Annotated in this window: 1 protein-coding gene; it reads right to left on the bottom strand. The window is 53.9% G+C overall.

Going from position 1 to position 412, the window contains the following annotated elements:
- A partial coding sequence (locus tag Q4563_RS16530; RefSeq protein WP_442903768.1) for an ATP-dependent Clp protease proteolytic subunit occupies positions 1–412 on the bottom strand: 412 nt, incomplete at both ends.

Raw genomic sequence — 412 nt, 5'->3', positions numbered from 1 at the left:
ACCCTGGGCACCACCGCTTGGCTGGTGAATCATTACCCGTGAGTTCGGCACACTGTAGCGCTTGCCTGCTGCCCCGGCAGCCAGCAGAAAGGCTCCCATGCTACAGGCCTGGCCAATAACCATGGTGCTGACGTCCGGCTTGATAAACTGCATGGTGTCATAAATCGACATGCCAGCAGAAACCGAACCACCCGGTGAGTTGATATACAGGTGAATATCTTTGTCCGGATTTTCAGACTCAAGAAACAGCAGTTGAGCCACGACCAGATTGGCCATGTGATCTTCCACAGGCCCTACCAGAAAAATCACCCGCTCCTTCAGCAAACGGGAGTAGATATCGTAAGAGCGCTCACCGCGAGCAGACTGCTCTACTACCATAGGAACCAGGGCATTCTGGATCACTTCCGATCCC

The sequence above is a fragment of the Gilvimarinus sp. 1_MG-2023 genome, assembly GCF_030548285.1.
Note: the sequence above shows the minus strand (reverse complement) of the source record. Positions and strands in the feature narration are given on the sequence as shown.